Raw genomic sequence first — 25,282 nt, 5'->3', positions numbered from 1 at the left:
ATGTACATGCAAGAATACTCTTTCGATGAAGCAGCAGGGGCAGGACTAACCGTTTACCTTCATGAAGAAAAACCGGAGTTTGCTCGTGTCGGCAAACGACCATTCATTTTAGTGATTCCCGGAGGAGGCTACTCCTTTTGTAGCGAACGGGAAGCGGAACCCATTGCATTGAATTTTCTTGCTCAAGGGTACCATGCGGGGGTGCTTCGTTATCATGTCGGGGAGTTTCGCAGTTTTGACGCTTCCTTGCAAGATGCGCAAGAAGCACTAGCTAAAATCACCGAATTGAGTGCTGGAGCATGGCCTTCGATCGATGCAGAGAAAATCGCCGTGATTGGTTTTTCTGCCGGTGGCCATCTGGCAGCCGCATTATCGACGCTTTCTGAGAGGAAACCCAGTCTTTGTATTTTAGGTTATCCTGCGATCTTACAATCTTTTGCACAAGTCATGCAAATTGAGGCCCCGTCATTAGAAGCCTGTGTGACACCAGAGACACCGCCCACTTTCGTCTTTTCGACCTTTGAAGACAATGTGGTACCAATTGAGAATTCACTTTTATATCTGCGGGCGCTGGAAGAAAATGATGTGCCTTTCGAAACGCATCTTTTTCAAAAAGGCAAACACGGTCTTTCATTGGCAACAAAGCGTTTCGGTAATCGTGAAGAAATGATCGATCCTCGCTTTGGCCGCTGGTTCAACGAATGTGTGGAATGGTTGGAAATCAATTGGGAAGAGACAGCGACTGTTGAAATGCCAGCAGACCTTGCGGATTGGCCCATCACATCCTTGATCAAAGAACCGAAAAATCGCACGTTATTGGCCAGCAGTTTTCCAAGTTGGCAAGAGAAAAGTACCTTTAAAATCGTAAAAAACTTCAGTTTGCAACAGTTGACTGCCATCATTCCAGAGCGTTTTTCACAAGCACAATGTGAGCAGTTAGTTGCACAGCTGGTGGATCCAAGGAGAGGAGAAACACAATGAAAGCATGGCTCGTTCATGAAAGCTATAAAGCAGCCACGACACCTTTTGCTGAGGTACCATCTGAACTATCAACGGTGAAAGGGTGCAAAAATAGTTTTGCCGCTTGTCAGCTTTTGCTGCATGATGGGAAGCGAAACCATTTTATTTTGGGACGTGAATTTGCGATCCCAGATGAGATCGAAATCCCTATGTACCGGATCGAAATCACTAGCGAATTGCCGGTTACGAGTCAATTTGTCGGCTATTATACCGGACAGCATGAAATCGATTTTGCAGATAAATTGCTGGATCAAACAGCCAAAACCTATCCAGGAGATCGGATGGCTACAGTTTATTTAGAATTCCCATTGGATCAGTCCATTGCAGCAGGCAGCTATCCAGTGGAGATCGCTATTTACCGCTCCCAATTGGCCGGCGCTGATTCACTTGTTTTAAGCAAAAAAATCACGGTGGAAGTTTCCGCATTTGAATTTCCGGTAGATTACCGCGATGGCTTTAACTTAGATGTTTGGCAACAGCCATCGATTCTTGCGCGAACTTATGATGTACCGCTATGGAGTGAACAACATTTCTGTCTGTTAGAGGAAATGGCAGCAAGTCTAGCCAAAATCGGTCAGAAGGCGATTACTGTGATTGCCGGTGAAATTCCCTGGAAAGGCTGGTTTAATTATATCGTCAAAGACTATCCTGCGAATCTCTATGAGTATTCAATGATCAACGTCAATAAGACAGAATCAGGGGCTATCACCTGTGATTTTTCTGTCCTAGATCGGTATTTGAATTGTTTCTTTCAAGCAGGGATTGATCAAGAGATCGATGTTTTTGGTCTGTTAGGTGTTTGGCAGCCGCCTTTCTTCCCGGTAGTGCCTATTGATTATCCGGAGGCGTTAGTGGTTCGTTACTTAGATGAAGCGACTGGCAAAATGATGTTTATTCAGCAGAAAGCAGATTTGCAAAACTACATTGGACAAGTTTTTGCCCACTTTAAAGAGCTGGGTGTCTGGGAAAAAGTCCGGATCGTTTCTGATGAACCAAAAAAACATCAGATCAACCTGTTCAAAGAGTCGCTTGCTGAATTAAAAGCAATCGATGAGACGCTGCAAGTCAAAGTTGCTTTTGACAAAGAGGATGTCTTGACGGAACTTTTGCCATTGATTGATTATCCAGTGACTTCTTATTACTGTACCTGCAATCATTACCAAGAGTTGAGTCAAAGTCATTCAGGAAAAACCCAGTATTATGTCTGCAATTACCCAGACAAGCCGAATACATTCCTCCATAGTCCATTACTTGAAACTCGCGTTCAAGGGATCTTGGCCCACCATTTTAAAACCGATGGGCTTTTGCGCTGGGCCTACAATTGCTGGCCAGAAAATGCGCGGGAAGATATTCGCTACAATACAAGTTCGCTGCCGATCGGTGATATGTGCTTGATCTATCCAGCTTACTCCGGACATTTGGCACTGTCGCTACGCTACAAACAATTACAGCGGGGAATCGAAGATTTCTATCTAATCAAACAGGCGGAAAGACAACAGCCAGAACAGACAGCAGACTTACTGGATACTTTTTTGACAAACCCTAATAGTCAAGAATGGATGGTAGATAGTCACCAAAGTCAGCCAGATCTGTTCCTACAAACAGCATCTGATTATGAGACTCTCCGTGACGCGCTATTAACAATAATCGCAAAATAAAGCAAAGGACCACGAATCCTAAAGGATTCGTGGTCCTTTTTTTCAAAAATTGCAAGAAAAACGCATTTTTCCATGTAGTGAGCGTTTTGTTTTTCATTTCATGAACATTCCTCTACACTTTTAAGTAAGGTCATGGTTCTACATGACGAGCATGAAAGAAATAAGGAGGAAATGAACATGTCAAAAAAAATCAATGATCCATTAACGAAGTACTATAACGGCACATTTGAAAAGCAGGAACAGGAAGCACCAGCGGTCCAAGGAAAAATGCAGCCAGTACCAGATTGTGGTGAAACTAGCTACAATGGTTCAGGACGATTAGCAGGCCGCAAAGCATTAGTCACAGGTGGGGATTCAGGCATCGGTCGTGCAGCAGCCATTGCCTTTGCTAAAGAAGGCGCGGATGTGGCTATCAACTACTTGCCTTTTGAAGAAGAAGATGCCCAAGAAGTGAAGACTATCATCGAAGATACAGGTCAAAAAGCTGTATTGATTCCTGGTGATTTGAAAGACGAATCTTTTGCGCGTCAGTTGGTTCATGATGCAGCGAAAGCGTTGGATGGACTAGATATTTTGGTCTTGAATGCAGGTATGCAACAAGCGGTCAAAGATATCAAAGATTTGACCACCCAACAAATCACGGACACGTTTACAACAAATATCATCTCCATGTATTGGACGGTTCAAGAAGCCCTAGACTATTTACCGGCTGGAGGCAGCATCATTACCACTACTTCCATCCAAAGTGCAGAGCCTAGTGCTCATCTGTTAGACTATGCAGCAACTAAAGGGGCGATTACTTCCTTTAGTAAAGGATTAGCAGCACAATTGAGTTCAAAAGGTATTCGCGTGAACACAGTGGCACCAGGACCAATTTGGACACCACTACAAATTTCAGGAGGACAACCGCAATCAGCGATCCCTGAATTTGGACAAAAAGAATTATTAAAACGGGCTGGCCAACCCGTTGAATTAGCACCGGTTTATGTCTTCTTAGCATCAGATGAAGCTAGCTATGTTACTGGACAAGTATATAGTGTAACAGGCGGAAGCTTCTTCGCCTAAGAGGATCGTTAATGAAACAGCAGCAACTGAGAGAAACCCACCAATCACGTGGGTACTCAGTTGCTGCCTTTTTTGTTATATAGTTAAGAACTCAAACCGTGCTTCAAAGCAAACATTTTCTTCATAAGGGTTTGGTTGATTTTAGCGAAAAGTGCTTCCCATTCAAGCGAATTCAGGATACTTGAAAGAAGTAGTAATTTTTCGGTCACAGCGACTTCTTCATAACTATCAGTAATGATCAAATCAGATTCTTCGATATCTTGTGTAAAAGAAACTGAGGACTCAGAATAAATGGCACGAATCCGGGTTTCGATCATTTTCTTTGTACGGTATTGAATCGTCGTTCGTACATAGATTTTGATTTTTGGTGTTTGATGCATCCGAGTCTCCAAATACAACAACTGAGTGAGATAAGAGAGTTGCTTTTCGACAAAGAATGTTTTGTCAAAATCATCATAAGGGTATTGCATAGCGTGCTCTGTCAACAGATTGGCAATTGCCGTATAGGTTCGATCATCATGGTACAGAGTGTCATCAGCTAGGAGATTATACTCTAGATTCCATACTTCTAACAGGTCCACATCAATCAGAATGGATAGATTGAAAAAAAGGAGGCAACTATTCAACAATTGATCGAAATCTTCTTCCTCCATCAATGGAATAAAAGTTTGTTGCCAATCGCGAATCATGCCTGCAAAAAACAATACGAGCGATTTTTTTGATCGATGGAATGAATCAGTAATTGCCAAATTTTTCTCGCTATCCACCACTGCAGGTAGAAAAATTTGCAGAAAGAAATTTAAGTACAAGTATTCTGCTTGAACAATTTCCTCATTTATTATTTTTAAAGTTATAGGAAAAATTTCAAGAACGTCTTTTGGCAAGAAAGTGTAGAAATTCAACAGCGCTTGATACTTTTTCGGAATCTCAGGTAAGTACTTCTTTTGTGAAGTGCGGATCATGATTGTTTTCCAAAAAGCGAAAAGTTTGTTTTTAGTTAATTGATCTAGTCTAGCGAAGTCGAAAAAATCATTGAATTTCTCAGCTTCTGCAGATGTGCTGTTTGGTAGTAGTGATAGGTCTGCTGGGGCGCTTTGGGTCAAAAAGCTGTAAATAAAGATTCGAATATCCAATTCTTTTCCCGATAGTTCAATGGTGTTTTCTTCATTTGTAATGACAGATAGATGGAACGTCTTTAGTATTTGATTCACTTTTTTCATCAAGCGATACATATGTGATTGACTGACGTGAAGATCGCGACATAATTTAGCCATCGATGAATCGGTGTGGCCAATGAGGTATTGGACAAGCTGGTATTGTGGAGAACTGAGCAAGTAATGATAAATCAGTTGAGAATAACAAGGAGTATCCTCATTGTTGACTTCAATAAAATATTGATTGTAGGAATTTTTGGTCAACGCTAAATCAACGGAAAGATGTCTGAGATCTTCGTTAAGAAAATAGATATGTTTTTGTAGACTTTTCAGCGGGATCTGCAAAAGTTTTGATAATTTTAATAATGTAATTCCATTCGTATTGCAAACAAGCTTGAAAATCTCTAACTTTTTTTCTTCTGCGGGAGAAATGAACTCTCTGTACATCTGGATTCTCCTTTTTTGCTCCATTTTTACGCGAAATAGGAGGGTTGTTTTGAAGACTTTCTTCCTTCCGTTTTCGCCACTTTTGATTATACTAAGTACAAATGAGAAGTCAATGCAGGAACGCAAAGCATAGGTTGAGAAATAAATGAAAAAGTTGTTTGCTAGCGATGGATTGATTACTCATTTAATAAATACAAAAGAAGGAATGACTTATGAAAAAATTGGTGTTGGCATTAGGAATCTTAGGTGTGAGTAGTTTAGGTATCCCAGTGACTGGTTTAGCAGCTGAAGCAAATCCAACTGCTTCAATGACTAGTGAAGCATCATTGACCATTAATCCAGGGATCTTGTCTCTTGACAGTGTGTCGAATTTTGACTTTGGTACTGGTGATATTGCGGATTTTGCCCAACAAGAGAAAGTAATCACTACGTTGTCGAATGAAACGTCTTCTGTTTCTGACTTTCATGGACCGAATACAGCAGGTTGGCAGTTGACGGCAAAACTATCAAAAATTACAAACGCCACTCAAAAAGAACTAACAAACGCGAAAGTAACGCTTAAAGGTACTGAAACAGTAGGGAATGCAGCTTTGACAGCTAATGCTGAATTGATTGCCGGAGCTACCGATCCTACTTCCATTGCAACAGCAAATGGTACGACTGGATTAGCAATTAGTACATTTGATTTTTCGACAACGACTTTGACAGTTCCTCAACAAAATGTCTATGGTGGTGACTATACAGGAACGATCACTTGGACATTAACGAACTCTTATCAAGCAAATTGACAGGAAGAACGACAATGAAAAAATTTCTTCAGAATGCAATAGGGGTCTTCCTATTTATCGGTTTTGTCTACTTTCCTGTGACTCGTGGTTATGCTGAGACCACCAAATTTACTGTGACGCCAGAACTTCCCCAAAATCAAGCAAGTGAAGCAACCTATTTCGATTTGCTGGTAAATAAAGAGACCGTCCAGGAATTGACCATCACTATACACAATACGAGTTCCGAAGAGATAACGGTCGCCGCCGATGCATTGAACAGCTATTCAGCTTCTACTGGAATCATTAGTTATCAAAAAAAGAAAACAGCGGAAGAGTATGGAGGAAAATCCTTTACTGAATTTGTCTCAAAGCAACATCAGGACATTCGCTTAAAACCTGATGAGCAACGAAATGTGAGCTTTAAACTAGATTTAAAAGATGTTGAATTTCCAGGAGAAATCTTGGGTGCTTTCTTATTTGAAGAAATCAAACCGCAAGCAACTGCTACGGAATCTGATGCTAATTTAGAATCGAACTATCAATTGCAGTTAGGCGTGCGCATGCGGCAAAGCTTACAAGAACTGCCTAAACCAGAATTAAAACTAATTGAAACCAAAGCAGTAGAAAAAAACGGTAAACCGGCTTTGAAAAGCAGCATCAGTAATGTTCGACCTGTCGCGTTTGGGAACATTTCCGTAAACACGGTGATTCGTGACAAGAATCGAGCAGTTGTTGGCGGCTTTAAGTCAGAAAATTTCCAATTTGCGCAAAATTCTGTCTTGGATCTCTACAGTGAATTTGGGCAAGAAGAACTCAAACCGGGCACTTATACGATTCGCATCGAATTATCCTCTCAGCGAGGCACATGGGTTTTTGATGATAAGGTCGTTATCGATCGTCAAGCAGCAAAAGCTGTCAACCAAACTACGATATATGCAGCGGCTATCGCTCAAAGAAATTTTCTGTTCTATCTATTGATTGCTATAATCATTCTATTGATTGCAATCATCCTCTTCTTGTTAGTGAAGCGACGTAAAAACTCCGATGAAAGTGAGTGAGAAGAATGAAAAAACTGCTAAAATCTTTTTGTTTATCGCTTCTTTTTATAGGAACTTTTTGGCTGTTGCAAGGACAGCAAACGGTCTTTGCGGCGGTCACTGCGCCGGGCTTTACTACTTTACCGATCAATCAAGTGATGATCTCTACTGCTGGGAAAGCGGGATCATTACAAGGGACAGAAGGGCACAACTACGTTCAAATCAATGATACGACAACAAATTCAAGTGGGGCGGTGTGGTTCAATAACCCAATCTCTTTCACACGAGATTTCCATCTGGAAATGGCCTTTTATATTGAGAATACGGCTAATGATAGTGATGGATTGGCTTTCGTGATGCAAAGCAGCGGTCCCAAAGCTATTGGTGCTGAGGTTGGTTCTACAATTGGTGTCTGGGCGAATATCGCTGGCACTGATCCTCTTAGTAAAGGCGCGATCCCTAATAGTATCGCGATTGAATTTGATACTTATTATAATAATAATGGCGGTATTCTTGCTACGGATCGGATGATGGATCGTGATGTGCCAACAAAAGGCCACCATATTGCTTGGTCCTATCCCGGATCGAATGCTTCTTATACGACAGATGGTTGGTTAATGGTAGATAAAGTGTTGAATCACTACAATACGGTTGGTGTGTCTGATATTTCCGATGGGAAATGGCATACCTTTATTGTAGAGTATAATCATGCTAACCAGCAATTTCATTACGTTGTTCCAGATTTCAACGTGGATGTGACGATTCCTGTCGATGATACTTTTAAAAGCAATCTTAATTTAACAAATTCGGCGCCAGTTTATTTTGGTTTTACCGGTGCCAATGGAGGCTTTGCCCAAAACAAAGCAGTCGCTTTCGTGGATGTTCAAGGTCTAGTCGAAATTGATATGCGGACGGGTGTCTTCCAAAGAGAGCCAGATCAGGTTATGCTAGACACGGGAACAGTAATGGATAAACCAGTTGAAGTGGATGCAAGTAAAGAGATGACTTATGCAACCTATATTGATTTTAAACAAACAAGCGATCTTTCAAGTTTGAATCCAGGAATTAAACTCAAACTGACACTTCCAGATAATGTATCCGTGAAAGATACTGTCTATTTTGGTAAACCAGAAGATATCATGCTCAACGGTTTTCCTGATGGGGGGACCCCAATCGAATATACAAGAGAGACAGGAGAAATAAGTATAGTATTGCCGAAATTGGAAAAAGGGAATGCCTATATTGTTCATTTTCGGGTCAAGTATAGTGGGACCCCTGTAGATGCGAATATTGATGAAGTAATACCAGTTGAAACTACCTTTGGTGGAAATGCTTTTGTATCCAGTTTTACTTCTGGCGGAGCCGATACCCATTTTTATACGGTAAAGGGTAAACTCCCCCCAACATTGACCAGCGGACAAGCCACAATGTCAGAAGCGCAGAAAACTGCGCCGATCCTTCGACAAAATCGAAATGCCTATACTGACATCTCTGTGGAAGACAGCAATTCAACGCAGGCGCAATTATTTATAAGTGATTTATTTTCACAACAGAAGGAGTTACAGGAAGAAGATTTTACACTAAAAACAGTTCTTGAACGAACAGATTTGTCCGATCCGTTCCACTACACTTTAGAGTCAGAGACGAGTGGTCTTTCACCAGGGACTACCTATTATTTTGCAGCATATGTCGTTGACACAGAAGGCAATTCATCAGCAATCCATTACTTTGCCATTGATTTTCGAGGAATCGTCGAATTAAAATCTGTCCCAGAATCTTTCAAAGGAACAACAGTCACAATCAACGAGTTGGCTCGAGCAATGGATTCTAATGGCTTGGCATCAATAAAAGTTCCAATTGCAACAACCAGCAAGACTCTTACAATCAGCAATACGAGTGAAGGTACGTGGAAATTATCGGGACAAACCACCCCATTTATGAATAGTGGCGCCTCATTGGCTGATGAAGTCCAACTAGTTCTATACGATTCTACTGATAATTCATTGTTTTGCACTATTACCTCAGATAAAAAAGTGATTTTTGAGCAGACGCCTAGCAATAAAGACCTCTCTGTCGATTTAAGTCAGTATGATTGTTATTTACGTTTTGCCCCTAAGATAGATACCCTTTCCCCAGGAACCTATCAAGGGAAAGTCAATTGGCAGTTAGACAGCACGATCACAGACTAATGCACGTTGGTCAGAAAGACAGAAAAAAAACGCCGAAATGGCGTTTTTTTTGTCTATCTAAGGATAAGAAATCAGCTTTCCCGATCTTTGACTACTTTTAGTACTAAAGAAAGGGCGGCCAAGGCAAAACTGCCATACTTGACAAATTTCTCAAGCGACTCGATTTTTTGTTTTTTGCTTTGTTTGCAAGCAGCACATTTCGTTTCAGCGCCATCTAGTTTTTTCCCGCAACTACAGTGTTTTTTCATTTGATCCGTCTCCTTTGCAATTTTATCGATGTTTCATCAATCTCTTACTATCAATTATACATGGACAACGGGTTTATGTCCGAGATAACGCTGTTCTCCTCTCAAAGCAATCAGTAACCGCGGATACACTATTTTCTTGCATATGAATGATTCGGGAGATTTGACGTGCTACCTTAAAACACCAGCAGTAGGTTTATCTACAATGAGGCGGATGAACTTTGAAAACAGGTTGAAAGCCTGCTGCGTTAACGATTCTCTTTCTCATTTAACGGTTTTTTGTTTCATTTGATTCCTGCAAGTGGTACGCTTTTGGTGAAAGGTGAGGTGGATAAAATGAATCGTTTAAGTAAATTTTTGATTGCCATCGGCGTAGGAGCTGCGGCGTTGATCGCTGAATTTGGCTTTGACCGACCTCCCATTGCTTTTGGTTTGATCGCGATCATCGGCGGATTGACAGCGTTGACGATGTTGATCGACATGATCCAAACATTGCGTTCAGGAAAATATGGCGTGGATCTGTTAGCGATCACAGCCATTGTTGCTACACTTGCTGTTGGCGAATATTGGGCCAGTTTGATGGTTTTGATCATGCTGACAGGCGGCGATAGTCTGGAAGAATACGCCAGTAAACAAGCTAGCCGAGAACTTCGGCAACTGTTGCAGCGTTCTCCACAGACAGCCCATCGGCTGAATGATAAAAAAGATGTTCCGGTTGAAGAACTAGCTATTGGTGATCTAGTCATTGTCCGCCCGGGAGAAATCGTTCCCGTAGACGGCTGTGTCACTGAAGGAAATACCCTTGTCGATGAATCATCCTTGACTGGTGAGTCACGACCTATAGAGAAAAATCCTGGTGATGAATTGATGTCTGGCTCAGTCAATGGGGAAACTGCGATTACTTTTGAAGTGACGAAAAAAGCAGCAGATAGCCAATATCAAATTCTTGTTCGTTTAGTCAAAGAATCTGAAGCAAAACCTGCGCGCTTTGTTCGTTTAGCGGATCAATATGCCGTACCATTTACGTTGGCAGCCTATGTGATTGCAGGCATTGCTTGGTTTGTATCAAAAGATCCTGTCCGCTTTGCGGAAGTCCTAGTAGTGGCGTCACCTTGTCCATTAATTTTGGCAGCACCAGTGGCTTTAGTAGCAGGCATGAGTCGCTCTAGCCGCAATGGGATTGTCATGAAAAATGGTACCACGATCGAAAAATTAGCCAAAGCAAAGACGATCGCTTTTGATAAAACAGGCACATTGACAGAGGGAAAGTTGCACGTTGAGAAAATGACAGTGTGCGATGATCAACTATCGGTCGAAGAGCTTCTGCGCATTGCAGCTAGTGCTGAGCAGGATTCCACTCATATTCTTGCCCGCTCTCTGGTTGCTTCTGCTATGGAACGAAAGCTGACTTTGCTGCCAGTCACCAACTTGAAAGAAGTGGTAGGGCAAGGGATCGAAGCAACAGTTGCTGGACACAAGATCAAAATCGGTAAACCCGAATTTGTTGGAGCAGTTGGTGTAGATGAAGCGAAAACCAATGTTTGTGTTGGGAAAGATGACCAATGGATAGGAACGATCTTTTTTGAAGATACATTACGTAAGGAAGCCAAACAAACGGTTGAGCAGTTGCGTCATCAAGGATTGAAAAAGACGATCATGTTGACAGGTGACCAAGCATTCGTTGCTCAGAAGATCGCAGCTGAAGCAGGGATCGAAACCGTTCTAGCAGACTGCTTGCCGGCAAAAAAAATTGCCGTTATAAAAGAAACAGAACCAGCTGAACGCCCAATCATCATGGTAGGGGATGGGGTTAATGATGCCCCAGCTTTAGCAGCTGCTGATATAGGCATCGCTATGGGAGCCCATGGTACTAGTGCTGCAACGGAAGCAGCAGATGCGGTAATACTACAAGATGATCTCAGCAAGGTCTCTCAAGCCGTACAGATTTCTCAAGACACGATGAGAATCGCCCGCCAATCCGTATTGCTAGGAATCTTCATTTGTATCGTTTTAATGTTGATTGCCAGCACGGGCGTTATCCCAGCATTGTTTGGCGCTTTGTTACAAGAAGTGATCGATACAGTATCCATTCTATCTGCGCTTCGTGCTAAGAATGATCATTCAACTAGCACAGCATCATCTCTTTCAGTCAATCATCAGGCACATTAATAGGTGTAGGTCCGTGACTAAGAGCAAACAAACCCGATAACTGTGATTTTTGTGATAGCAGATGCAAGACACTTAGATTATCTGGCTATGTTTGCCTTATAAGTTACGGGCCTTTTTGATTCTTAAAGCAGGTCCTTAAAAATCCTCCTTTTTTTTAATAATACTACCGTTATATATAACAAATTTATCTTGGCTAAAATCATTGTTTTGTTGAGTAAATCTCAGTTTCACTCATACTTTGTGATGTTATTCTCATTTTTTTCTTCGTTATTCCCTCAAAATGAGAATAATTTTAGCCGATTTTATGATATATATATACGTAGGAAGTTTCAGTAGATTGACTGTGAACTGTCCGCATGAAAGGATTGGTAATTCGCGTGATTGATTTAATGCTCTATAAAGAAACAGCTGACTATTTGGAGAAAGTGATCGATAAAGAGGTCCTTGACCTTGTGGAAGTAGAGTACCCTAAGGTATATGCTTACATCCACCAATTGATTGATTCTTTCAAATGTACTGTTCAACAAATAGATGGTTCAAACTTTTGGGAACTTTTTCCAGAAATACTTGGGTATGATTCACGGTTTGTTTTATTGAACTCATTGATTCTAGTAAGAGATGAATTCTTGACAGAAGAAGAAATCATCCAAATGATCGAAACCGATTATACTCATTTAAATAAAGAATCTTGCGGTTATTCTTTGAAAGATCAGGAACATGAAAGCCTTATCTTCAATATCAAATAAATTATTTCCTAAAATCGCAAGGAGCAGCCGACCAGCACCAGTGGTCGGCTGTTTATTTGTTTAAATTTACGCTATATTTATTCAATAATCATAAAATTATTTTGTAAAAATGGCAAATATAGATTATTATTGATGTATGAATGAAGAATAACTGAAAAAAGATTTTTCAATTCAGCGTTACAGTGAGACTGGTTTCAGGAAATCAGCTATGGAACATTGTTCATGGAATGAGTAAAGAGAAAGGGGCATATATGGATTATTTGAATTTTTCAAAAAAAGAGTGGGAGATTCTGATTTGTTTTTGGAATGCTCAGGAACCACTATGTTGCAGTGATTTTAGTGAACGTTTTAACTTGAATCGCAACACTTCGTTATCAGTCATCAGAAAATTAGTCAATAAAGGCATACTGGAAGTTGCGAGCATCAAAATGAGCGGTTCGGTTTTAGCACGTCGTTTTCAACCTAAAGTGACTGAATTAGAAGTACTGCAGTCGATTCTTAATCAAGATCAGATTTTTGCTATGCTTCAGGTGGCGATTGGTCATCTAGAAGAAAAGCAGTTAGCGATGTTAATGGACAAAATTACTGCCAGAAAACAAGAGCTTTCAATGCCAAAAGACCATCAGTGATCTTGCTTGTTCAAAGAGAGCCAACAAAAAAAGATCTGACTTATGGACTGCGCTTAAGAAGTTAGTTTTTCAGCTAACGTTTCGTGCAATCCTGTAAGTCGGATCTTTTTTTTAGATAGTTTTCTGAAACTGATGCAGCATTTTTGTCGTCAAGCGATGCAGATCAGCTAGTTCTGTAGGAGACAATGGCAGGAAGTCTTTGACTTTACTGGGAATATTCGTTGCAGAATCATGGAGCAGCTGCCCTTTTTCTGTCAATGATACATTTAAAGAACGTTCGTCCTCTTGATTGCGAGTTCTTGAAAGATAGCCTTTCATTTCGAGTTTCTTTAAAACCGGAGTCAATGTTCCAGAATCCAGACACAGAGAATCGCCCAATTCTTTTACTGTCAATGTTCCTTGCTCCCATAAGACGAGCATCACGAGATATTGCGTATAGGTCAAGTCCAGAGGGTCCAGTAATCCTTTATAATGCTTGATAATTTCTTTCGAAGCGGCGTATAGAGGAAAACATAGTTGGTTTTCAAGTGCTAAGTCATTCATGTCCTCACTCCTTTTTATACTGACGCTTCTTATCATAGCTTTTTTGTATCGGAAAGTCTACTCACTAACAGCTTTGACGGTTACTTCAATATTGCCGGCTGTTGCTTTTGAATAAGGACATACGGTATGAGCAATTTCTAGTAATTCTTGTGTTTCATCTAATGAAAGACCTTCTACGAATCCTTCAATCTCTACTCCTAAAACAAAACTACTTTCATTTTCGGCATAAAGTGAAACTTGTGCACTTACGGTTGATGCGCCATCAATTCCTTTACTTTGCTTTACAAGTTCAAGAGCACTGTTGAAACAAGCACTAAAACCAGCGGCAAAAAGTTGTTCTGGGTTAGTGGCATTTTCGACCCGTTTACCAGGTGCTGCGATGGATAATTCGAAGGAATGATCAGGACTATGAACTTCTCCTGAACGGCCACCTGTATTAATCATCTTTGTAGAATACATTTTTTTCATCTATCTTCACTCCTGTTTTTTTGATTTTGTACAATTAGATTGTGTGCAATTCAATTGTGAAAAGCAAATAAGTTGCTTGCAAAAACAGTTTTTTTTATTTTTACTTGTTTTTACATTAAATTGAAAGTAAAAGTTTAAATAATTACTGTGTAACAAGGCAAAACATGATATGATGATAGCACAGAATCTAGGGATAGTTGGTTAGTGAAGAGGGTGACTAAAATCGTAGAATATATGGAAAACCGCGCAGTCGGGAAATATTTTCGTTCCGCGACAGATCATTATGCCGGATTCATTCGAATCTTTGGTACGTATACTGAATATCGGGTTGTTGCCGGTATTCCAGCAGAGAATGTGATGCTGGAGATCATCGGCGTTGAAAATGGGATCTTGCTGACACAAGTGAACAATACATTATTTGAAAATGGAAGAGGGTATATTCAATGATCATCGTACAAATTATCTTAATCGTTCTTGTCATAGCGATCGTGATTTGGCTGTTGGCAAGCACTGCTGTTATCGTTCGACAAGGGGAAGTAAAAGTAGTTGAGAGTTTTGGGAAGTATGTTAAGACACTTGAACCAGGTCTGCACTTTTTAGTCCCTATTTTATATACAGTCAGAGAACGAGTATCACTTAAACAGATTCCTTTAGAAATTGAACCACAAAGTGCTATCACGAAGGATAATGTTATCGTTCAAATTGATGAAGCCATCAAATACCATGTCACAGATGTCCGTGCGTTTGTTTATGATAATGAAAACTCGGTGGTTTCTATGATCCAAGATGCGCAATCCAATTTGCGAGGAATCATTGGGAAAATGGATCTAAATGAAGTTCTCAACGGAACAGAAGAAATCAACGTAGCGTTGTTTACTTCCATTAAAGATATCACAGCGGGGTACGGGTTGGCGATCGACCGAATCAATATTGGTGAAATCAAAGTTTCGCAAGAAATCATTGAATCAATGAACAAACTGATCACTGCTTCACGGGATAAAGAATCCATGATCACGCGGGCACAAGGGGAGAAATCTTCTGCTGTCTTAAGTGCGGAAGCCAAAGCTTCTCAAATGACGATCGATGCCCAAGCCAGAGCGGAACAAACTCAGATTGATGCGGAAGCTCGTGCTAAACGTGTACGGATCGATGCAGACGCCGAAGCAGAACGAATTGCTAAAATTACTGAAGCAGAACGTAAACGGATCTTAGCCATCAATGAAGCAATCAAAGAAAGTCAATTAGACGAACGTTCACTCTCTTACTTGGGCATTGAAGCTTTTAAAGATATTGTCAACAGTAAGACGAATACAGTCATTCTACCATCAAACATGACAGAATTAGGCAATATTCCAGTTGTGAAACAACTCTGGGAACAAACAGACAAAACCAGCGAATAACAAACTAACTGAATCAACCAACATAAATGAGCTCCACCCATTATTTGATAAACATGGGTGGAGCTCATTTTTGATTTGTTGAACAATAGTTTGATTATCGGATAGTTGTTGTCTTATTGGTACTTGTGGCGCAGTCTTTTTTTATCCTAAAGAGAAGAAGTAGTAATAGTTCGATTGTCTACTATCAACAATGCGATCATCACATAACCGATCCAACTATCTCTGGAATAGAGAATATAACGAGGAGACCAATTAGCTGCATACTTGCTCTTATACTCCCGCAATCCCTCAAAAGAATAAAAGTGAGAACCAAAGTTATAGATCAAATAGGCGATCCGTTCTTGAATGAAGCTGCTTCTGAACGTCCCCACATTCGCCAGCGGAGCCATCCCTAAGTCGAACTGTTCGAATCCTTGGTTTTTAAAATAATCGAAGAGATTGATGAACAAAAAGTCCATTGTGCCATTAGGTGCTTTTTCAGGATCATGTCGCATTAAGTCGATCGACCCGCAACCTGTCTGATAAGTAGGCATAAAAGAAGCAAATGCTACGATTTCTTGTTGTTGATTCTTGACGACAGCGATTGGGGCGGTGCTCAAGTAATCTTCGGAGAAAAATCCTAATGAGAAACCTTTCTCTTTGCGTCCATCTAGCCAGCGATCAGAAATATCTCGTAACTTGGCAAATGTTTCTGCATTGTACGGTGGTTGTAGGACATCGAAAGTAAAGCCTTCTTTATTGATTTTGTTGTTTAATGCCCGTTGACCCTTCATTTTTTTGCCAGACAAGGTGAAATTCTGCAGGTCCACGAAGGCTTTCTCACCAAATTTGATGAAATCATAGCCGAATTCATGAAGAAGCATGACCATTTCTTCACTACTTTCATAGAAGACAGGCAAATAATTCCACTGATCCATTTCTGTGATAAAGGCTTCTAGTGCAGCAGCAAAATCCTCTTGTTTACCAGCTGGGTCCCCCATGACCAAACATTTATTGTTATAGGTCGTAAACTGGAAAAAGACGGTAGGATCGGTCTCGTTCGGATAGAAATAGACTTCTTTATCTTTCAAAAATACAAGATGGCTATCACTAGTACCACCGTAGGTCTCTAAAAGAGTCAAGATTTTTTCATTCTCAGGTCTCTGTCCAATTTGATGTTTGGGTCCCATTAAATAGCGTGAGAAAAGCAAGACCGCGATAGCGACGATCATGATAGCCAGAAAGCCTTGCAACCATAACTTTTCAGAAGGAAACAAAAGAAAATCAATGGAACGATGGGCGGGATGACGATTTAAATGGGGCATGTTATAGACCCCAATAATTACATAAAGGACAGTCAAAGATCCCATCAAAAGGCCATCGATCGTCAGCCATTCCCAAGAATAAACCAGTTGCTTACGAAATAGTTCACTTTTGGAAAGGACCATAATCGCCAATAAGAAGAGCAAGAAACACATGGTTGAAAAGCGGAAACCGGCTAAGACCGCATAGCCGATCGTTGCTGTGATCAACAGCAATGTTGGAAAATAAGCGCGCGAAACACGAGCTGAAACCCCACGACCAGCAATGATGAAAAGATAGCCTAAGAAAATACTTGGGTATTGCATGACAAAATTCAACCGTATCGGATTAAGATGGGCCAACCACTGAATATGGTCGAATGCTTCCGGAATAGTTGCTGACAAAACCAGCATCGTACCAGTCAAATAGAGCAACAGTACTTCAATCTTATGGAATACTTCTAAAAGCAATCCTTTAGGAATACCAGAAAAGCGTGTGTTGAGCGTTACACTGACATTTTTAGAGAACAAAAGCACCCCAATCAAAAACGGAATGATGTAATAGAATAGCCGGAATAGCAGAAGCCACGCTACGACGCTTTCTCGGGGAATATTCAATGAACCCATTCCCATGATCATCATGACATCAAAGGTTCCTAATTCTCCAGGAATCATTGATACGATCCCTATCACAGATGCAGCAATAAATAATGGCAGTATTTGAAAAATATCCACAGTGATCCCCATCAGCATACCGGTGGTGATAAAGGCTGTAAATACCCCTACCCATTCCAATAATGAAACCAAAATCAGTTGACCGCGGTCAGAAGGGGTCAGACCGCCTAAATAGCCATTCTTCTTCGACAAACTTAAGACATAGACCACTGGAAAGTACAAACTTCCTCCCAATAGCCAAATCCAATATTGTTGCAGATAATCAGTTGTTGGTCCAAAGACGACGAACCCTAATGCCAGTAATGATAAAAGCGATAACCCAGACATCAGATAAATAAAAATTTTCGAAATTGCTTGAGCAACATCTTTGCCATTTTTTTCTTTGCCATAGAATTCGGAGCGAAGACCAATGCTGATAAAACCGCCGAATCCTACAAGATTATTCATTGTATTGATGATCCAGCTTGTTTCACTTAAATAACGGGCAGAAAGCTTTTGTCCTAAGAGTCGATTTAAGATAATGTCATAACCAATCATTGGCGCAATACAAAGCAAACTAATCAAAAGCATCAATGCAACGCGCCAAACCGCTAATTCGGAAAACAGTGTCGTCAATTGATCGACGGAGATCGTCTTGCTTAAGGAAAGCAATTCACCTAAAACGATCACTGCTACAGCGATCAAAAAGAGTCCTTTGAACAAGGAGAGATGGTTACGAATCCATGTAAAAAGTTTCATTTTATTGTCCCACCTTATCTAAGAAAGAAAGAACTTTCTGATTGAATATATTTGGATTTTTGCGAGCAAAACTATGTCCTTGTCCCTTTACTACCATGAAATTGGCATTCGGAATATGATTGGCTAAATAAAATGAATGAGACAATTTGATTGAATCTCTTTTTCCTACCAAAATCAGTGTTGGGACAGAAATTTTTTTTAAATCGGTGGCTGATAAACCGATGTTACGAAAGAGTAGTGCAAGAATCGGTAAAAAACCACGCATGCCTTTGTCGAAAGGCGCGCAAAGCCAAACGACTGCATATTGGATCAGACTGCCGATCCGTGCAAACAGCCGAACCCCTTTAGGATCCGTATTGCCGGAATTTAAAATCAGACAACTCACTAATTCCGGATATTTAAAGCAAAACACCATAGCTAAATTTGCGCCATCACTAAATCCTAGAAGAGCTACCTTTGACAGGTGTTCTTTTTGAATAATGGCATACAAGTCATCAGCCATCAAGAAAAAATCAATTTTTTTGCGGGTATTCGTTGATTTGCCATGCCCACGGCTGTCTATCAAGTACAGCTGATGCTTCTGACTTAATTCAGCTACCTGATTAGCAAAGTAAGCACTGCTCCCGCCATTGCCATGCAATAAGAATAATGGCTTGCCTTTTCCAATTTTCTCATAGTAAAGGACCGAGCCATCTTGCATTTTGGCATAACACTTTTCAGATTCCATTTTTTCACCTACTTTCTTTGAGTATACCTTGAAGCTCGCGATTGATAAAATCAAATGGTGATTTTTCACTAGAAATAATCATCGTTTATTCATTTTTGTCTTAGAAAACTGCTATCTTATTATATTAAGAAATCAGACAGATGCTGCTATTTAGATTCATTTCTAGCCGTATCCAAGGAAATCACTTCGAAATGGAACAGAAAATTTTGCCAAAATAGAAAATTTTCACATTTTTCCCCCATATTTTCCCCTCTTGTTTCTTTAGAAGGAAATTATAGAAGAAAACCATAGAAGAGAACTACGCAAAGCAGCAAGGATACCCCATAGTGTCTCCCATTCAGTGACAATGGCTTTCATTAAACGGGGGAACGATGAAAGATTCAATGGTTGTTTAACCTGTCTAAAGGAAATCAATAAGGTGCCTTCTGATTTTTTTATTTCATTCAGTTTGACCTGCAAGATGCATTCGTGGTGCAGAAAGCAAATGTTTGTTAATCCTAAAAGATTATATCTCTCCAATAATTACTGCAAAGTTTCAGGAATTCAGTTATTATTTTCAAGTTGTTATCTTGATGCTGGAGGGAAATAAATGAGAGAGACTAGATATGAAGAATTGAAGCGAGCAGAAAAGGGCGCTCTGCTTAGTATCATCGCCTATCTATTGATTTCATTCGTTAAATTATTGATCGGTAAAATAGCTGGGTCGGAAGCTTTATGGGCAGATGGTTTAAATAATGCCACCGATATAATCGCTTCAGTGGCTGTTTTGATAGGTCTACGCTTAGCTCAAAAACCGGCTGATGAAGAACATAAGTATGGACATTGGAAAGCAGAGAATGTAGCAAGTTTGATTACGTCATTAATCATGCTTGCTGTGGGGCTGCAAGTACTTTATTCCTCTGTCTGGTCCTTGATCCAAGGGGAGACAGAAAGTCCTGATATGCTTGCGGCAATTATAGGTGTAGTCTCGGCTATTCTCATGTATGGTATGTATACCTTTAATCGAAGATTGGCTGCACAAGTAAAAAGCTCCGCACTGCTTGCTGCTGCCAAAGACAATCGCAGCGATGCTTGGACCAGTATTGGAACCGCCATTGCCATTTTTGCCGCTTCTTTTGGCTGGGGGTGGCTTGATAGTCTAACAGCGATCGTTGTCGCTGTTCTGATCCTAAAAACGGCCATCGATATTTTTAAAGAAAGTGCCTTCTCATTGTCAGATGGTTTTGATCAAACATTGGTCAACGAGTACGAACAAGTCGTAGCCGATTTTCCGGAAGTAAAATCTGTCAAGAGTATTCGCGGCAGAATGTATGGCGCAAATGTGTTTCTTGATATTGTTATTACGATGGACAAATATTTGACAGTTGAAAAAAGTCATGCAGTAGCTGATGCCATTGAAGCATTGCTGTCTGATCGTTTCAATGTCTATGATACAGATATTCATATTGAACCAGATTAAGCGCCGATTTATTTTTAAGGGTTATTTTGTGTTGTGTAAGTTAAAAAAAACAGTGTAAACACCACGTTTCTAGCATGTAAACATCCCGTTGCTTCTTTTTTTACTTAAAGAATGGCAAACTATTCTTATCAGAAAAAGAAAGTAGGGATCGTATGGAGACGATAAATATCACTGACCTTCAAGCAAAGAAAACTAATGAAGTGGGACAATCTGTCCTTTTAGAAATTTGTAAAAATTATATTTTATCAGTAGAAGATAGACAGATATTAGCCCTTCTTCAAAAACAAATTACAGAAAAAAAAGCTGAACTCGTTTGAGATTCAACTCGTTTTAGTCAAGTACAAACAGAAAAGCAGCAGTTTGATCCATCAATGATCAAGCTGCTGCTTTTTTAGCCTTTGAGAAAAGAAAGAATGAAGGTAATCCAACTTTTCTTTCGTAAGAGAAGATCAGTAGACTGATGATATCCTAGAGGAAAGCATAGAGATCAACAAGATTTCGGTAGAAAGAAGTGATTCGCTTTTTATAAAAGTTTTTTAAAAGACTTCAAAAAAATTTTTTTAGGTTAATGACCGCTAGTCATTTTAATGCCTACAATACTGATCAATAATAATCCAACAAAAAGCCAAGTGGCTGGGTTTACCTTGTCATGGAACAATACCACACCAATGATGACTGATCCCACAGCGCCGATCCCAGTCCAGATAGGGTAGGATAAACTCATCGGCAGTTGTTTGATTGCTTGCGACAAAAAGAAAAAACTGGCGATCATACCAATAATGGTGTAAATCGTAAAATTGATTCTTGTAAATCCTTCACTCCATTTCATCGTTGTGGACCAGAATACTTCCAGTACACCAGCTAATAATAGTTCGATCCAAGCCATTCTATTTCCCTCCTTTTGATTCTTTAGAAAACAAAAAGAGGAAGACCATTCCTTCTAAGACCTACTGGAATGATCGTCCTCTTTTAACTACCCGGTGGCAGTATCTATTTTCTTGTAACCAGTATAGCACACTCGGATTTTTTATGGCGAATAAAAAAATTTTATCGAAAAAATGAGGGGTAGCACTTTAGGATAAAAGTTGAAAGGAAGAGAGACTGTTCCAGAAAATGAGCTGGTCCTGTTTCTCGTCATCATATCTACTTTTTCCTAACAAACTTCGATGCGATCAGCAGAACTTTCTGATGGCGCTAAATCTTTCTTTCAATCGCGGATAGACAACATTTATCAATAGTTAAGACAAAGAAAGACTTTTCTATTTATTTAAAAAACATTCCGATATAATAAAGATATGAAGGAATACATCTTTGAAAGGGGTCCACCATGAAAATTACATTTCAACCAGTTCGATCTTTAGAGGAGATTCAAGAATTAGAGCTTGTCGTCAAGGAGATTTGGTCAGAAGTCTTTACACCTATCATCGGATCTGCTCAAGTCAGCTATATGCTAGAAACTTATCAATCTCCAGAAACGATCCAACAAGAAATCAAAGAAGGCGCCGCTTATTTTATTCTTCGATTAGAAGATGAGATTATTGGCTACACAGCTTATGAAGAAGAGGCAGACCGTCTGTATTTGAGTAAACTTTATTTAACACCTGCTATGCGAGGAAAAGGCGTCTCCAGCAAAGTATTTGATTGGATTGAATCTTTAGCCGCTGGCAAAACACTCTTCTTGAACGTCAATAAAGGCAATCAACAAGCGATTGCCGTCTATGAACGCCGGGGTTTTGTCCGGGTTGGGGAACGAAAGGTTGATATCGGTCAAGGTTTTGTAATGGATGACTATATCTACGAAAAAACATTCAATCAATGAAAGACATAAGCTTTTTTCCATCGCTCAGTTTGTGGGAAGAAGCTTATTTCCTGTTAAAAAAACGTTTACACACCTTTTTAACTGTGTTATATTGTCCTTGTAAAGATTATAATGTTATAATTAGGAGGGCTAAAATGAATGGATTTGTAGGGTTTATTGAACAAAAGTTAATGCCAGTGGCAAATAAGGTAGGTATGCAGCGACATATGGTGGCCATACGTAAAGGAATCATTGCCACATTACCATTGACGATCGTCGGTTCCTTTTTCACGATATTATTGAATTTTCCTATTGAGTCAGTTGCAGCATTTATTGAACCATATCGTGAAGTTCTAGACATTCCGTTTCGCTATACAGTTGGTCTGCTTGCACTTTATGCGACCTTTGGTATCGCATCTTCATTGGCAAAAAGTTACAAACTAGACTCATTGACAGCAGGTATTTTGGCAACAATGTCCTTTTTGATCACGGCAGCACCACCAATTCGGGTCCTTGAATCGGTAGAAGGAGTGATCGATGCTGGACGTTTCATCAATGTTGCTAACCTTGGTTCAGGATCACTATTTGGTGCAATTGTCACAGCTATTTTGTCAGTGGAAATCTATCGCTTCTTTATTGTCAAAAATATCACGATCAAAATGCCTGATGGTGTACCGCCCGAAGTGACCAATTCCTTCATGGCATTGATTCCCGGGGGAGCGATTCTTGTTTTGTTTTGGGTCATTCGTCATATCATCGGTTTTGATATCAATGGCTTCTTAAGTAACCTTTTGATGCCACTGAAAGATGTTTTAGCAGGAAACAGTTTGTTTGGCGGCTTATTGACAGTTTTCTTGATTTGTTTCTTCTGGGTTCTTGGAATTCATGGACCAGCAATCATGGGTCCGGTGATCCGTCCTTTCTGGGATATCTCGATTGCAGAAAATATGGAAGTTTTTCAAACATCCGGCAATGCGCATGAATTACCAAACATCTTTACAGAACAATTTCTGCAATGGTTTGTTTGGATTGGTGGAGCAGGAACGACGCTTGCGCTGGTTGTCTTGTTTTTATTCTCAAAATCAAACTATTTGAAACAATTAGGACGTCTTTCGATTTTGCCAGGTATTTTCAATATCAATGAACCGGTCATCTTTGGGGCTCCGATTGTGATGAATCCGATTCTTGGGATTCCGTTTCTTGTAGCACCTTTGATTACAACGACAATTTCGTACTTTGCTACGACGACAGGGATCGTTCCAATGATGGCTGCTCGTCTAGGATTTGCCATTCCAGCACCAATTGCTGCTTGGATGAGTACAAATTGGAGTGTTGCCGCTGGAATCTTAGTTGTGGTGAACTTTTTGATCACATTGGCGATCTATTACCCATTCTTTAAAGTCTTTGAAAAACAACAATTAGAACGTGAAGAAGAACAAGCGACTCAAGAATGAGAGGTCTCTTGATCAAGAAGTCAAACGAGACGATGGGATAGGAGCAAAGAACGATCCATAAATGACAACCAAATGGGCTCTCTGGGAAATACCGAGTTTTTCTAGATGAACAGAAACAATTCTACGGGATCATCCCAGTAAACACCTCACTCCCAGAGTGCTTTCTAGATGGTTCTTTTGAGTGAAGCAATTAGGGTTCATTTGTTGCCTAAACAGTGGTTCATGCGCGAGGATCCGCGTTTGATGATCGAAAGGAGACTAAGTGCATAAAATGATGCTGATGTATGCATGTTTATTATTTATCGGATTACAAATTTGGCTAACCAGACATGGAGCATTTATCCAGCAGATTCGCTTCCGCACACTGATAGGCGGATCCGTATTAGTATTAGTCATTGCCGTTATGCTATTTGGCAGGACAACGATTGCCCCGGTGATCTTAACAACACTGACTGTTGGTTGCAGTACGTTGCTGATCACAAAATTTTCTCAAATTGGTGCGCAGAAGGAGTAGACAAAATGAAAAGACAACTAGGAATCTCTATTTATCCAGACCACAGCAATAATGACGAAGACAAAGCTTATTTAGAATTGGCACACAGCTATGGATTTAGTCGAATTTTTATGAGCATGTTAGAAGTGACAGAAGGGAAAGAAATTGTTCGCAAGAAATTCTCAGAATTATTAAGATTTGCCAAATCTCTTGGCTACGAAACGATTTTGGATGTTGCACCGGCAATTTTTGAAGAGCTGGAAATTTCTTATGATGATTTGACGTTTTTCCACGAATTGGGTGCGGATGGCATCCGCTTGGATTTAGGTTTTGACGGCAGCAAAGAAGCAATGCTGACTTATAATCCGTTTGGATTGGCGATCGAGCTAAATATGAGCAACGACGTCGCTTATTTAGACAATATTTTGACGTATCAAGCAAACTTGCCTTTCTTATATGGCTGTCACAATTTTTATCCTCAGGAAGGCACAGCATTACCTTATGAGTTCTTCGAAAAATGCAGCCAGCGTTTTAAAGCCAAAGGAATTCGAACTGCCGCTTTTATCACTTCACAGTCTGGAACGATCGGCCCATGGGATATCAATGACGGATTACCGACATTAGAGATGCATCGGCATTTACCTGTAGAGATCGCAGCAAAACATCTCTTTGCAACAGGATTGATCGATGATGTAATCATTGGTAATGCCTATGCCTCAGAAGCAGAACTTGCAGCACTAGGCGCAATCAATCGTTACCAAACAGAATTTTCGGTGACTTTTACGCCGGAGAGCACTCCATGCGAACGAAAGATCGTTCTGAAAGAGCAGCATTACCGTCGAGGGGATATTACTGATCGGATGATTCGATCAACAGAAGTCCGAAAAAAATACAAGCAATTTGATAACCCAGCCCACGATAATCTGGAGGAATTCCAACCTGGAGATATTGTGGTCGGCAACGATGATTTTGGCAAGTACAAAAACGAATTACAGGTGGTGTTGACCCCTCATCGCGATCCGCGAAAAAATAAAGTTGGATCAATTGTCGCAGAAGAACGGCTGTTGTTGTCGTATATTCATCCGTGGACCAAATTTAAATTTACCGAGAGGAATGATTAA

24 protein-coding genes are annotated in these 25,282 nt (G+C 40.2%); 17 read left to right on the top strand and 7 right to left on the bottom strand.

The annotated features are described in order from the left end of the window. From EG2_RS06795 to EG2_RS06785, 3 genes are all read left to right on the top strand, one after another. On the top strand, positions 1–981 hold the full coding sequence (locus tag EG2_RS06795) for an alpha/beta hydrolase (protein WP_060814095.1): 981 nt from the start codon (positions 1–3) through the stop codon (positions 979–981). Further along, positions 978–2,678 (top strand): DUF4091 domain-containing protein, encoded by a 1,701-nt coding sequence (locus EG2_RS06790; protein ID WP_060814094.1) that lies wholly within the window; start codon positions 978–980, stop codon positions 2,676–2,678. The genes EG2_RS06795 and EG2_RS06790 overlap by 4 nt, the downstream gene beginning before the upstream one ends. A gap of 177 nt (positions 2,679–2,855) precedes the next feature. Beyond that, the gene (locus tag EG2_RS06785) at positions 2,856–3,743 is read left to right on the top strand and encodes an SDR family oxidoreductase (RefSeq protein WP_060814093.1); all 888 of its coding nucleotides are present in this window, start codon (positions 2,856–2,858) and stop codon (positions 3,741–3,743) included. 83 nt (positions 3,744–3,826) lie between these two features. Here the strand turns inward: EG2_RS06785 and EG2_RS06780 are convergent, their stop codons facing one another. Beyond that, on the bottom strand, positions 3,827–5,344 hold the full coding sequence (locus tag EG2_RS06780; protein ID WP_060814092.1) for a helix-turn-helix domain-containing protein: 1,518 nt from the start codon (positions 5,342–5,344) through the stop codon (positions 3,827–3,829). A gap of 212 nt (positions 5,345–5,556) precedes the next feature. Between EG2_RS06780 and EG2_RS06775 the strand changes: the two genes are divergently transcribed. The 3 genes from EG2_RS06775 to EG2_RS06765 are packed head-to-tail and all read left to right on the top strand — an operon-like array spanning position 5,557 to position 9,337. Then, positions 5,557–6,132 (top strand): WxL domain-containing protein, encoded by a 576-nt coding sequence (locus tag EG2_RS06775; RefSeq protein WP_060814091.1) that lies wholly within the window; start codon positions 5,557–5,559, stop codon positions 6,130–6,132. Positions 6,133–6,146: 14 nt separating this feature from the next. Further along, a complete protein-coding gene (locus EG2_RS06770; RefSeq protein ID WP_060814090.1) occupies positions 6,147–7,169 on the top strand; it encodes a DUF916 and DUF3324 domain-containing protein in 1,023 nt (340 codons plus the stop codon). A gap of 5 nt (positions 7,170–7,174) precedes the next feature. Next, complete coding sequence (locus tag EG2_RS06765; RefSeq protein ID WP_060814089.1) at positions 7,175–9,337, top strand: lectin-like domain-containing protein; 2,163 nt, start codon at positions 7,175–7,177, stop codon at positions 9,335–9,337. Positions 9,338–9,408: 71 nt separating this feature from the next. Here EG2_RS06765 and EG2_RS06760 read toward each other — a convergent pair whose 3' ends face one another. Next, positions 9,409–9,585 carry a hypothetical protein gene (locus tag EG2_RS06760; protein ID WP_060814088.1) on the bottom strand — a complete coding sequence of 59 codons (177 nt, stop codon included), beginning with the start codon at positions 9,583–9,585 and terminating at the stop codon, positions 9,409–9,411. Between the two features lie 333 nt (positions 9,586–9,918). On the opposite strand from EG2_RS06760, the gene EG2_RS06755 reads away from it, so the two are divergent. The 3 genes from EG2_RS06755 (at position 9,919) to EG2_RS06745 (ending at position 13,126) form a co-directional block, all read left to right on the top strand. Next, positions 9,919–11,751 (top strand): heavy metal translocating P-type ATPase, encoded by a 1,833-nt coding sequence (locus EG2_RS06755; RefSeq protein WP_060814087.1) that lies wholly within the window; start codon positions 9,919–9,921, stop codon positions 11,749–11,751. Positions 11,752–12,107: 356 nt separating this feature from the next. Further along, positions 12,108–12,497: a DUF7006 family protein gene (locus EG2_RS06750; RefSeq protein ID WP_228158940.1), complete on the top strand. Its 390-nt coding sequence runs from the start codon at positions 12,108–12,110 to the stop codon at positions 12,495–12,497. Positions 12,498–12,724: 227 nt separating this feature from the next. Next, entirely contained in the window at positions 12,725–13,126 is a 402-nt protein-coding gene (locus tag EG2_RS06745) for a hypothetical protein (RefSeq protein ID WP_249024266.1), read from the top strand. Between the two features lie 111 nt (positions 13,127–13,237). Here EG2_RS06745 and EG2_RS06740 read toward each other — a convergent pair whose 3' ends face one another. Further along, the gene (locus tag EG2_RS06740) at positions 13,238–13,669 is read right to left on the bottom strand and encodes a MarR family winged helix-turn-helix transcriptional regulator (RefSeq protein WP_060814085.1); all 432 of its coding nucleotides are present in this window, start codon (positions 13,667–13,669) and stop codon (positions 13,238–13,240) included. A gap of 57 nt (positions 13,670–13,726) precedes the next feature. Then, positions 13,727–14,137: an Ohr family peroxiredoxin gene (locus EG2_RS06735; protein ID WP_060814084.1), complete on the bottom strand. Its 411-nt coding sequence runs from the start codon at positions 14,135–14,137 to the stop codon at positions 13,727–13,729. Between the two features lie 234 nt (positions 14,138–14,371). Here EG2_RS06735 and EG2_RS06730 point away from each other — a divergent pair, with 234 nt between their 5' ends. Next, entirely contained in the window at positions 14,372–14,584 is a 213-nt protein-coding gene (locus tag EG2_RS06730) for a hypothetical protein (protein WP_060814083.1), read from the top strand. Beyond that, entirely contained in the window at positions 14,581–15,537 is a 957-nt protein-coding gene (locus EG2_RS06725) for an SPFH domain-containing protein (protein ID WP_060814082.1), read from the top strand. Before EG2_RS06730 ends, EG2_RS06725 begins: the two co-directional genes overlap by 4 nt. Before the next feature lie 146 nt (positions 15,538–15,683). Here EG2_RS06725 and mprF read toward each other — a convergent pair whose 3' ends face one another. Both mprF and EG2_RS06715 read right to left on the bottom strand, forming a co-directional pair. Further along, positions 15,684–18,230, bottom strand: coding sequence for a bifunctional lysylphosphatidylglycerol flippase/synthetase MprF (gene mprF, locus EG2_RS06720; protein ID WP_060814081.1), 2,547 nt, complete (start codon positions 18,228–18,230; stop codon positions 15,684–15,686). Position 18,231: 1 nt separating this feature from the next. After that, on the bottom strand, positions 18,232–18,957 hold the full coding sequence (locus tag EG2_RS06715) for an alpha/beta fold hydrolase (RefSeq protein ID WP_060814080.1): 726 nt from the start codon (positions 18,955–18,957) through the stop codon (positions 18,232–18,234). Between the two features lie 589 nt (positions 18,958–19,546). Between EG2_RS06715 and EG2_RS06710 the strand changes: the two genes are divergently transcribed. Further along, positions 19,547–20,416, top strand: coding sequence for a cation diffusion facilitator family transporter (locus EG2_RS06710; RefSeq protein ID WP_060814079.1), 870 nt, complete (start codon positions 19,547–19,549; stop codon positions 20,414–20,416). A 152-nt stretch (positions 20,417–20,568) separates the two neighbouring features. Continuing rightward, on the top strand, positions 20,569–20,733 hold the full coding sequence (locus EG2_RS19115) for a hypothetical protein (protein ID WP_169793127.1): 165 nt from the start codon (positions 20,569–20,571) through the stop codon (positions 20,731–20,733). 248 nt (positions 20,734–20,981) lie between these two features. On the opposite strand, the gene EG2_RS06705 is transcribed toward EG2_RS19115, so the two are convergent. Next, the gene (locus EG2_RS06705) at positions 20,982–21,302 is read right to left on the bottom strand and encodes a DMT family transporter (protein ID WP_060814078.1); all 321 of its coding nucleotides are present in this window, start codon (positions 21,300–21,302) and stop codon (positions 20,982–20,984) included. Between the two features lie 441 nt (positions 21,303–21,743). On the opposite strand from EG2_RS06705, the gene EG2_RS06700 reads away from it, so the two are divergent. The 4 genes from EG2_RS06700 (at position 21,744) to EG2_RS06685 (ending at position 25,282) form a co-directional block, all read left to right on the top strand. Next, the gene (locus EG2_RS06700) at positions 21,744–22,235 is read left to right on the top strand and encodes a GNAT family N-acetyltransferase (protein ID WP_060814077.1); all 492 of its coding nucleotides are present in this window, start codon (positions 21,744–21,746) and stop codon (positions 22,233–22,235) included. Between the two features lie 134 nt (positions 22,236–22,369). Further along, positions 22,370–23,668: a PTS sugar transporter subunit IIC gene (locus EG2_RS06695; protein WP_060814076.1), complete on the top strand. Its 1,299-nt coding sequence runs from the start codon at positions 22,370–22,372 to the stop codon at positions 23,666–23,668. A 271-nt stretch (positions 23,669–23,939) separates the two neighbouring features. Continuing rightward, positions 23,940–24,182: a hypothetical protein gene (locus tag EG2_RS06690; protein WP_228159328.1), complete on the top strand. Its 243-nt coding sequence runs from the start codon at positions 23,940–23,942 to the stop codon at positions 24,180–24,182. Between the two features lie 5 nt (positions 24,183–24,187). Next, positions 24,188–25,282, top strand: coding sequence for a DUF871 domain-containing protein (locus EG2_RS06685; RefSeq protein WP_060814074.1), 1,095 nt, complete (start codon positions 24,188–24,190; stop codon positions 25,280–25,282).

Source organism: Enterococcus gallinarum NBRC 100675 (genome assembly GCF_001544275.1).
Classification (GTDB): domain Bacteria; phylum Bacillota; class Bacilli; order Lactobacillales; family Enterococcaceae; genus Enterococcus_D; species Enterococcus_D gallinarum.
The sequence above is the reverse complement of the archived record's forward strand: the minus strand, read 5'-3'. Positions and strand labels throughout refer to the sequence as shown.